General features: G+C 46.6%; 10 protein-coding genes. 9 read left to right on the top strand and 1 reads right to left on the bottom strand.

The genetic code is table 11. From position 1 onward, the window contains the following. Nucleotides 1-154 precede the first annotated feature (154 nt). The 7 genes from rsxA to nth are packed head-to-tail and all read left to right on the top strand — an operon-like array spanning nt 155 to nt 6,379. On the top strand, nt 155-736 hold the full coding sequence (gene rsxA, locus KO501_RS07645; protein ID WP_216029038.1) for an electron transport complex subunit RsxA: 582 nt from the start codon (nt 155-157) through the stop codon (nt 734-736). Continuing rightward, the gene (gene rsxB, locus KO501_RS07640; RefSeq protein WP_216029037.1) at nt 736-1,305 is read left to right on the top strand and encodes an electron transport complex subunit RsxB; all 570 of its coding nucleotides are present in this window, start codon (nt 736-738) and stop codon (nt 1,303-1,305) included. Before rsxA ends, rsxB begins: the two co-directional genes overlap by 1 nt. A 2-nt stretch (nt 1,306-1,307) precedes the next feature. Next, nucleotides 1,308-3,323, top strand: coding sequence for an electron transport complex subunit RsxC (gene rsxC / locus KO501_RS07635; protein WP_216029036.1), 2,016 nt, complete (start codon nt 1,308-1,310; stop codon nt 3,321-3,323). A gap of 6 nt (nt 3,324-3,329) precedes the next feature. Then, nucleotides 3,330-4,397: an electron transport complex subunit RsxD gene (gene rsxD, locus KO501_RS07630; RefSeq protein ID WP_216029035.1), complete on the top strand. Its 1,068-nt coding sequence runs from the start codon at nt 3,330-3,332 to the stop codon at nt 4,395-4,397. A gap of 6 nt (nt 4,398-4,403) precedes the next feature. Continuing rightward, nucleotides 4,404-5,042, top strand: coding sequence for an electron transport complex subunit RsxG (gene rsxG / locus KO501_RS07625; protein ID WP_216029034.1), 639 nt, complete (start codon nt 4,404-4,406; stop codon nt 5,040-5,042). 2 nt (nt 5,043-5,044) lie between these two features. After that, nucleotides 5,045-5,737 (top strand): electron transport complex subunit E, encoded by a 693-nt coding sequence (locus KO501_RS07620; protein ID WP_216029033.1) that lies wholly within the window; start codon nt 5,045-5,047, stop codon nt 5,735-5,737. A 9-nt stretch (nt 5,738-5,746) separates the two neighbouring features. Beyond that, the gene (nth, locus tag KO501_RS07615) at nt 5,747-6,379 is read left to right on the top strand and encodes an endonuclease III (protein WP_216029032.1); all 633 of its coding nucleotides are present in this window, start codon (nt 5,747-5,749) and stop codon (nt 6,377-6,379) included. 12 nt (nt 6,380-6,391) lie between these two features. Here nth and KO501_RS07610 read toward each other — a convergent pair whose 3' ends face one another. Beyond that, on the bottom strand, nt 6,392-6,904 hold the full coding sequence (locus KO501_RS07610; protein WP_252728194.1) for a retropepsin-like aspartic protease: 513 nt from the start codon (nt 6,902-6,904) through the stop codon (nt 6,392-6,394). 324 nt (nt 6,905-7,228) lie between these two features. On the opposite strand from KO501_RS07610, the gene KO501_RS07605 reads away from it, so the two are divergent. Both KO501_RS07605 and glpQ read left to right on the top strand, forming a co-directional pair. Continuing rightward, nucleotides 7,229-7,588, top strand: coding sequence for a hypothetical protein (locus tag KO501_RS07605; protein WP_216029031.1), 360 nt, complete (start codon nt 7,229-7,231; stop codon nt 7,586-7,588). Nucleotides 7,589-7,764: 176 nt separating this feature from the next. After that, nucleotides 7,765-8,760 (top strand): glycerophosphodiester phosphodiesterase, encoded by a 996-nt coding sequence (gene glpQ, locus KO501_RS07600; RefSeq protein ID WP_216029030.1) that lies wholly within the window; start codon nt 7,765-7,767, stop codon nt 8,758-8,760. Nucleotides 8,761-8,779 lie beyond the last annotated feature (19 nt).

The raw sequence follows: 8,779 nt of genomic DNA, 5'->3' as shown, positions 1-8,779 counted from the left end.
GGACGGGGCGGGGAGCCAACTTCTTCTTCGTTTTATTAAGTATTCTCATCAAGTTGTGTATCGCCCCACAAAAAGCGATAATACCCGCCGAAATAAAAAAACACGTATTCTTCCTAGTTTTATATGCATTCTGGTTTAAGTTGACGATAGATTTATGACTGACTTTTTCTTACTTCTTGTAGGTACAGTGCTGGTTAACAATTTCGTTCTGGTTAAGTTTCTAGGACTGTGCCCGTTTATGGGTGTGTCAGGTAAACTTGAAACGGCCTTGGGCATGGCCATGGCAACGTCTTTCGTGCTAACCCTTGCATCGGTATCCAGTTATCTCGTTGAGACCTACCTACTGGTGCCGTTGGGCATCGGTTATCTGCGTACCTTAGCTTTTATTCTCATTATTGCTGTGGTTGTTCAGTTTACTGAAATGGTCGTCCATAAAACTAGCCCGACCCTCTACCGATTATTAGGTATTTTTCTTCCACTTATCACCACCAATTGTGCAGTGTTGGGTGTAGCATTGTTAAACCTAACCGAACAGCATAACTTTGTTGAAAGCCTCATATATGGCTTTGGTGCTTCTGTGGGCTTCTCTCTTGTACTAGTGCTGTTTGCCGCCATGCGAGAACGCATTGCAGCTGCCGACGTGCCCACCGCGTTTAGGGGGGCTTCTATCGCCATGGTAACTGCCGGATTAATGTCGTTAGCATTTATGGGCTTCAGTGGTCTGGTGAAGGTGTAATGAGTATGTCGGTGGCATTAATTACGGTGGGTCTTCTTGCCCTCGGGTTTGGCTTACTTCTCGGTTACGCCAGTATCCGTTTTAAGGTTGAATCTGATCCCTTGGTCGATCAAATCGATGAAATTTTACCGCAAACCCAGTGCGGACAATGTGGTTATCCTGGATGTCGACCCTATGCTGAAGCCATTGCCAATGGCGACGAAATTAACAAATGTCCGCCAGGTGGCGAGGCAACCATTAAAAAGTTAGCCGATTTAACCGGTAAAGAAGCCAAAAGCCTCGATGCCTCTCATGGCGAAGAAGATGTTAAAAAAGTCGCTTACATCCGTGAAGATGAATGTATAGGCTGTACGAAATGCATTCAGGCTTGCCCGGTAGATGCGATTTTAGGTGCCGCCAAACAGATGCACACTGTACTGACAAACGAATGCACTGGGTGCGATTTGTGTGTCGACCCCTGCCCTGTTGATTGTATTGATATGGTCCCTGTTACCACAACCACGGCATCATGGCGTTGGGACTTTAAACAAACGCCCAAAGGCGATATTCCTGTAAAAATGGTATCTTAGACGTGCAGTTACCTCAGTTTGAAGACATTATTTCACGGTTAGACAAAGGGCAAACTTGGTCATTTTCTGGCGGCGTTCATCCGGCGGGAAACAAGCACCTATCCAATCAAACCTGTACCGTCCACCCTTCCCTTCCAGAACAATTAATTGTGCCGGTACGCCAACATATCGGCACCGATGGTCAAATTCTGGTAAAAGAAGGTGAGCAGGTTAAAAAGGGGCAGCCTCTTACCCAAAGTAGCCAGGCATTTTCCGTTCCTATTCATGCCCCCACCTCGGGCACAATAAAGGCCATTGGCGATCATGTTACCGCTCATCCCAGTGGGCTGTCAGAAACCTGTATTCAAATAACACCTGACGGCCATGATACTTGGGTATCATTAACACCAACGCCCCATTACTTAGAAATAGAAAAAAGTGAACTCGTCTCTCAAATCTGCAATGCCGGCGTAGCAGGTATGGGCGGCGCGGGATTCCCTTCTCATATCAAAGCGTCGGGCAGTAAATCCGTTGAATTTCTCATTATCAATGGTATTGAATGTGAGCCCTACATCACTGCCGATGACCGACTTATGCGAGAGCAAGCCGCCTCAATTTTAGAAGGCGTAGATATTCTTACCCACCTGCTAAGCCCTCGAGCAGTGGTGATTGCCATTGAAGATAATAAACCCGACGCGATTGCGGTGATGAAACAGGCATGTGAATCTCGTACCGATATTCACCTTGTCACCGTACCTACGAAATACCCCGCAGGTGGTGAAAAGCAACTTATTCAAATACTCACGGGCAGAGAAGTACCACGAGACGGCCTTCCTATTGACGTGGGGATTACCATGTTCAACGTAGGCACCTGTTTTGCCGTTGCCGATGCAATATTACGGGGTAAACCGCTGATAGAACGCATTGTTACCGTAACCGGTAGCGCGGTAGAACGACCAGGTAATTATTGGGCTCGTATCGGTACACCGGTTAATCATCTTTTGTCGGTGGCAGGGTATCTCCCTAAACAACAAAAACAGCCAGAAGTGATAATGGGGGGGCCAATGATGGGCTTTACCCTCAATGACGCCGCCGTACCTGTGGTAAAAACCACCAACTGTTTGCTGATCCCTGCCCATAATGAATTAACCCACGGCAGCGACGAACGCGCGTGTATTCGTTGTAGCGCGTGTGCAGATGCGTGCCCGGTCCATCTTTTGCCCCAACAGCTTTTCTGGCACAGTAAAGCGAAAGAATACGATAAAGCACAAGAATATAACTTGTTTGACTGCATTGAATGTGGCGCCTGTGCCTATGTATGCCCCAGCGAAATCCCCCTTGTGCATTATTATCGAAAGGCAAAGTCTGACATTCGAGTAGAGCGGGACGAACGAAACAAAGCGGATAAAGCCAAAGCCCGTTTTGAAGCGCGCAAAGCCCGCCTAGAAAGAGAAAAGCTAGAACGGGAAGCCAAACACCAAAAGGCCAAAGAAGCCCGTTTAGCCGCTGTCGATAACAAGACAACCAGTAGTTCTAAAGATAAAGTGGCAGCCGCACTGGCCAGAGCCAAGGCGAAGAAAGCCCAGCAAGCTGGTAACTCAGACGCCACCGCCAACGAAACCTCGTCTGCGCCGCAAGATAACAAAAAAGCAGCGGTTGCTGCTGCTGTAGCCCGTGCCAAAGCCAAAAAAGCGGCACAACAGGCCGCACAACAACACACGGACACTCCGCCGGCATCGAACAAAAGCACTGATGGACAAAACGTACCGCCGGTGTCAGACAGCGCTGAGGATGCTCAAGCAGAGAAAAAACAGCGGGTCGCTGCTGCGGTAGCCCGTGCCAAAGCTAAAAAAGCGGCACAACAGGCCGCACAACAACACACGGACACCCCGCCGGCATCTAACGAGAGCACCGATGGACAAAACGTCCCGCCGGTGTCAGACAGCGCAGAGGATGCCCAAGCAGCGAAAAAGCAACGCATTGCCGCTGCCGTCGCCAAAGCGAAGGCCAAAAAAGCCGCTCAAGAAAAGAATAAGTAGTCGCCAATGAAACTGACCCTATCAAGTTCACCCCACATGCGCGCCGACCGTGACACCAGTCAGGTTATGCGAATGGTTTTGTATGCTATGGTGCCCGGCGTGATATGCCAAAGCTATTTCTTTGGCTGGGGCGTGTTCATTCAAATTGCCATTGCAACAATCGCCGCTCTGGTTGTAGAAGCCAGTATTCTTGCGATAAGAAATAAGCCCGTAGCAAGAAACCTCAGCGACTACAGTGCCGTACTGACCGCCTGTTTACTTGCAGTGAGTTTACCTCCGGCCTTACCCTGGTGGATGACGGTGATTGGTGTGATCTTTGCCATTGGTATTGTGAAGCAACTCTACGGCGGCTTGGGTTACAACTTATTTAACCCTGCAATGGTAGCTTATGTGGTGCTACTAATTTCATTTCCGGCGGCCATGACCCAATGGATACCACCCGCCCCGTTACATGCTGTTACGCTCACATTCAGTGATATGCTTCATCTTATATTTACCGGCTATACGCCCAGCGGGCTTAGTTTAGAACAAGGGTTGCAGGCCGTCGATGGGGTATCTTCTGCCACCCCTCTAGATCATCTTAAAACCGGGTTAACCCAGGCTTCAACCTACAATGAATTATTAACCAGTCAGGTCTATGAAGGCGGCCCCTTTGTCAGTAGCGGTACGGGTTGGGCTTGGGTCAGTGTTAGTTATCTTATAGGCGGGCTATTTCTTCTTAAAACCCGAATTATTAGCTGGCATATTCCCGTCAGTTTAATTGTCAGTATTGCTTTTTGCGCCACCGTTCTTCACCTTATCAACCAAGATATATACGGTTCAGCGCTTTTTCATCTCCTTAACGGCAGCGTATTATTTGGCGCCTTCTTTATTGCTACCGATCCCGTATCGGCTTCAACCACAGCAAAAGGGCGGATCATTTTTGGCGCCATGATTGGCTTTTGGATCATCATTATTAGAAACTTTGGCGGTTACCCTGATGCAGTGGCGTTTGCCGTGATCATCATGAATATGGCGGTACCGCTTATCGATTACTACACCCAACCTCGCACTTATGGCCACAAGGGAAAGTAATTAACCATGAATAGTATTTTAAAAAATGGCGTTATGTTGGGTATATTTGCGCTGATCACCACCGCGTTAATTGCCATTACTTTTTTCGGTACCCAAGACAAAATCAAAGAGCAACAACAAAAGCGACTGTTGTCGGTACTCAACGAAGTGGTGCCAGAAACCCTTTACAACAATTCCCTTTATCAAGATTGTACCGAAGTGATCGACCCATTGCTGGGCAACGACCGTGTGCATCATGTCTATCGAGCACGCATGGACAACGTCCCCACCGCACTAGCCCTTGAGACCACCGCACCAGACGGTTACAGTGGCAATATTGAGCTTGTGGTTGGGGTTGACGATAGCATGCGTGTATTGGGTGTTCGGTCGGTGGATCACAAAGAAACTCCTGGACTCGGCGATAAAATTGAGCGTAGCGTGAGTGATTGGATCACCAGTTTTAACGGGATCATCTTCAGCGATGACACCCTGTCAGCTTGGCGGGTTAAAAAAGACGGCGGACAATTTGATCAATTCACCGGCGCCACTATTACCCCCCGCGCGGTGGTTAAAGCAGTGAAAAACACGTTGTTATATGTAGAGGCAAATAAAGAGAGTTTATTTGCGCAGCCTACCCATTGCGATATAGACAAGGCAGGTAAATGATCATGAATGAGTGGAAAGAACTTACCTTACAGGGTTTATGGAAAAACAACCCCGCGTTAGTACAGCTGTTAGGGCTCTGCCCATTGCTGGCGGTTACCTCCACAGTGATCAACGGCCTCGGGCTTGGCCTTGCCACCACCCTAGTATTGGTGGGATCGAATATCACCGTAAGCCTTGTTCGAAATGTGGTAAGTAATGAAATACGGATCCCGGTTTTTGTAATGGTGATCGCGGCATTTGTGACCATAGTGCAACTACTTATGAATGCTTACACTTACGAGCTTTACCTTACCCTAGGTATTTTTATTCCCCTTATTGTAACCAATTGCGCCATTATTGGCCGCGCTGAAGCCTATGCTTCTAAAAACCCCATCGTCCCCTCTGCCTTAGATGGATTAATGATGGGCGCAGGGTTCACGTTTATTTTAATGTTACTGGGCGGCCTTCGCGAAGCATTAGGATCAGGGACATTACTTGCAGGCGCTGACAGGCTTTTTGGCGCGGTTGCTGAAAACTGGACCATCACCCTGTTTCACACTGATCAACCTTTTTTGTTAGCGATACTGCCACCCGGCGCCTTCATTGGCATGGGGTTTATTATTGCGGCAAAAAATTACATTGACCGGTTACATGCTGCCAAGCAAGCACCAGCGAGTAAAACGGTTACCCGAATTCGAGTTACCGCAGAGCAATAAACATAAATTATGAACAATATCAAACGAAGAGAAATTCTCACCCGTCTTCGGGCAGAAAACCCCCATCCCACCACAGAATTGAATTTTTCGACTCCCTTTGAATTGTTGGTTGCGGTAACCTTGTCTGCTCAAGCCACCGATGTCAGTGTGAACAAAGCAACAGCAAAACTATTTCCGGTAGCCAACACGCCACAGGGCATCGCAGATTTAGGTGTTGATGGGCTAAAAGAATACATAAAAACCATTGGTCTATATAATTCGAAAGCGAAAAACGTACATCGTTTAAGCGAAATACTGTTAGAAAAATATCAGGGTGAAGTACCACAAAGCAGAGAAGCCTTAGAAGCGCTTCCCGGTGTAGGTCGAAAAACAGCAAATGTGGTGTTAAATACCGCTTTTGGCTGGCCTACAATAGCCGTGGACACCCACATATTCCGCGTTTCAAACCGCACTAAACTTGCCATGGGTAAAACCGTTGAGAAAGTAGAAGAAAAATTACTTAAAGTAGTGCCGAAAGAATTTAAAGTTGATGTGCACCACTGGTTAATCCTGCATGGGCGATACACTTGTATTGCCCGTAAACCACGTTGTGGAAGCTGCATTATTGAAGACTTGTGTGAGTTTAAAGAAAAGTCTGAATAAAAGACAAATGGGTTAGAACGCCGGTTTTTCCATAACCAGCATGTCTGTGCGGCACCCTGATAAGGTAAGGGCATCGGCAGAAAGGGTCATCGGTGCAGCCCGTAGCAGCGCATTAATACTTAAAATATTACTGCCATTAGGCAAAACTGCCACATCTATGGGACCAAGCTCACAGCTATTGCCGATTCGTAATGACTGCAATCGGTATTGCTTTATAGCGTGGATCCGGCCATTTGCCATGCGAGCTGCAACTTCGCCAACGGGAACCAGCGCATCATCGCGATTTAGTGCATCGAAGGTTTTTTTATTTAAAGTGACAAGCCCTGAGCCCGTATCCACTAAAAATGGTGCAGATATCCCCTGTTCTAAGGTGATGTCCACATAGAGCGTCCCCCCACTGTGACGTGATAAAGAAAAGGTGTGCGTCACATCATCAGCGCAATAGGCATTACTTACGCCCATACTCAAGAAAAGCGCTCCTATTTGTACGGATAAAGCAAAAAGATAATGCGACCAACCATTCATACTTACCTTGCCCATGCTAATTATTTAACCACATAACACAAAGCAACTCTGAGACCACTTCACTAAGACACTGAAAGTTAGCTAATTTCCCTATTACGTGTAAGAGTGAATAGACAAAAAAAATACTGTAATGGTGCGCAACCCCTGCTAATGCACCATTTTTGCGCAAAAATAAGCAAAAAAACGCCTTCCTATGCATAGGGTGCGGCATAACACCCCATTTCTGATACGGAATACCTATCACGAACTGAGGTTTCATCATATAAGTCGAAAAAATATACTGTCGCCGTGCACCGTTTAAATGCATAAATTAAGGACATTGTGATGAAATTATTAAAATTTAGCTCTCTGCCGCTCTCTTTAGGTGCGGCATCTTTTATACTTTTTAGCGCCAGCGCTGCTTTTGCCAATACCCAAACTCACACAGTTCAGGTTGTGGATTACTCCGGCAAACCGCCTTTTAAACGTACCATGGTCGAATTAGACGTCCATGACGTTGCCAAGCTTGAAACCGTTAATACTCCCGTTGAGTATGTGGAAGTAAGAACCGTAGACATGAGTGGCAAGCCGCCGTTCAAACGTTCGATAAAGCGGGTACCTGTGTATGATGTTGCTCAATTAGAAGTCACTCTAGAGCAAGAAAAACCCGCCCTAATTGGACGCCCACCTTTTAAACGTCATTGATCCGTATTTAAGTCGGTGTGACGTTAAGAGCAACACCTTTTAACGGCTCTGATTGGCTACCTGTACTCACAGGTAGCCCTACTCCTACAATCTCGAATTCGTTGTCATAAAAATGTCGTGTTGTTCACGGACAATGCCCCTAAAGCAGGCATCAGTAGTCAATTGGGCGAAAATTTATGGTATTAGTACGACACTTCTTTTATTTTATTATTTGCCAATGTGTGTGTACTACCTCTGCCTATGCCTTTGATATTATTGCTCATCGGGGCGCACCTGGGTATCTGCCAGAACATACCCTTGCCTCCACCACGTTAGCGTTTACCCAACTACCGGATTATATTGAGCAAGATGTAGTAATAAGCAAAGATGGCGTTGCCGTTGTCTTGCATGATATCCATTTAGAAACCGTCACTAATGTGGAAGAAGTTTACCCTGAACGGGCTCGCAGTGATGGTCGCTGGTACGTGCTGGATTTCACCTATGATGAACTTAAAAGATTACAAGTCCATGAGCGTACCGACGATGTGGGAAACCGGGTTTTTTCTCAACGTTACCAGGGTAAGCATGGCGATTTTCACATTGCACCATTAAGTACTCATATCGAACTTATTCAACAACTTAATCATACATTTTATGCCCAAGTGGGATTTTATGTAGAAATAAAATCTCCGGCTTGGCATCGTGCCCAAGGCGTGGATATTTCCGCCACCGTACTCGATGTTTTACACCAGCACAATTTAACCGCTGAAAACGCCAAGCTTTATGTTCAGTGTTTTGATTTTATGGAGCTTAAACGTTTGCGGGAGTCCTTTCATTTTAAGGGCAAACTAATACAGCTAATTGGAGAAAACCACTGGGGCGAGTCCACCACAGATTTCGACTATTTACTGACTAAGCCAGGACTCGATGAATTAGCACGGTATGTTGACGGTATCGGTCCATGGCTACCTCAAGTTATCGATAAGGAAAACAACCGGCCCGCTGCGCTTCAAAAGTGGGTAGCTTACGCAAAACAAGTCAAATTGCTTATTCACCCCTATACATTTCGGATGGATGCACTGCCTGGCGATATCACTGCCGAAGAGTTATTAACATTACTAACTGAACCCAATGGCGTAGACGGGCTATTTACTGACCAAGTACCCCCGGTCAAACAGTATCTAAGCCATTAGGTATTGTGGTTGTGTTGTG

The organism is Alteromonas sp. C1M14, from assembly GCF_018860965.1.
Classification (GTDB): domain Bacteria; phylum Pseudomonadota; class Gammaproteobacteria; order Enterobacterales; family Alteromonadaceae; genus Alteromonas.
Note: the sequence above shows the minus strand (reverse complement) of the source record. Positions and strands in the feature narration are given on the sequence as shown.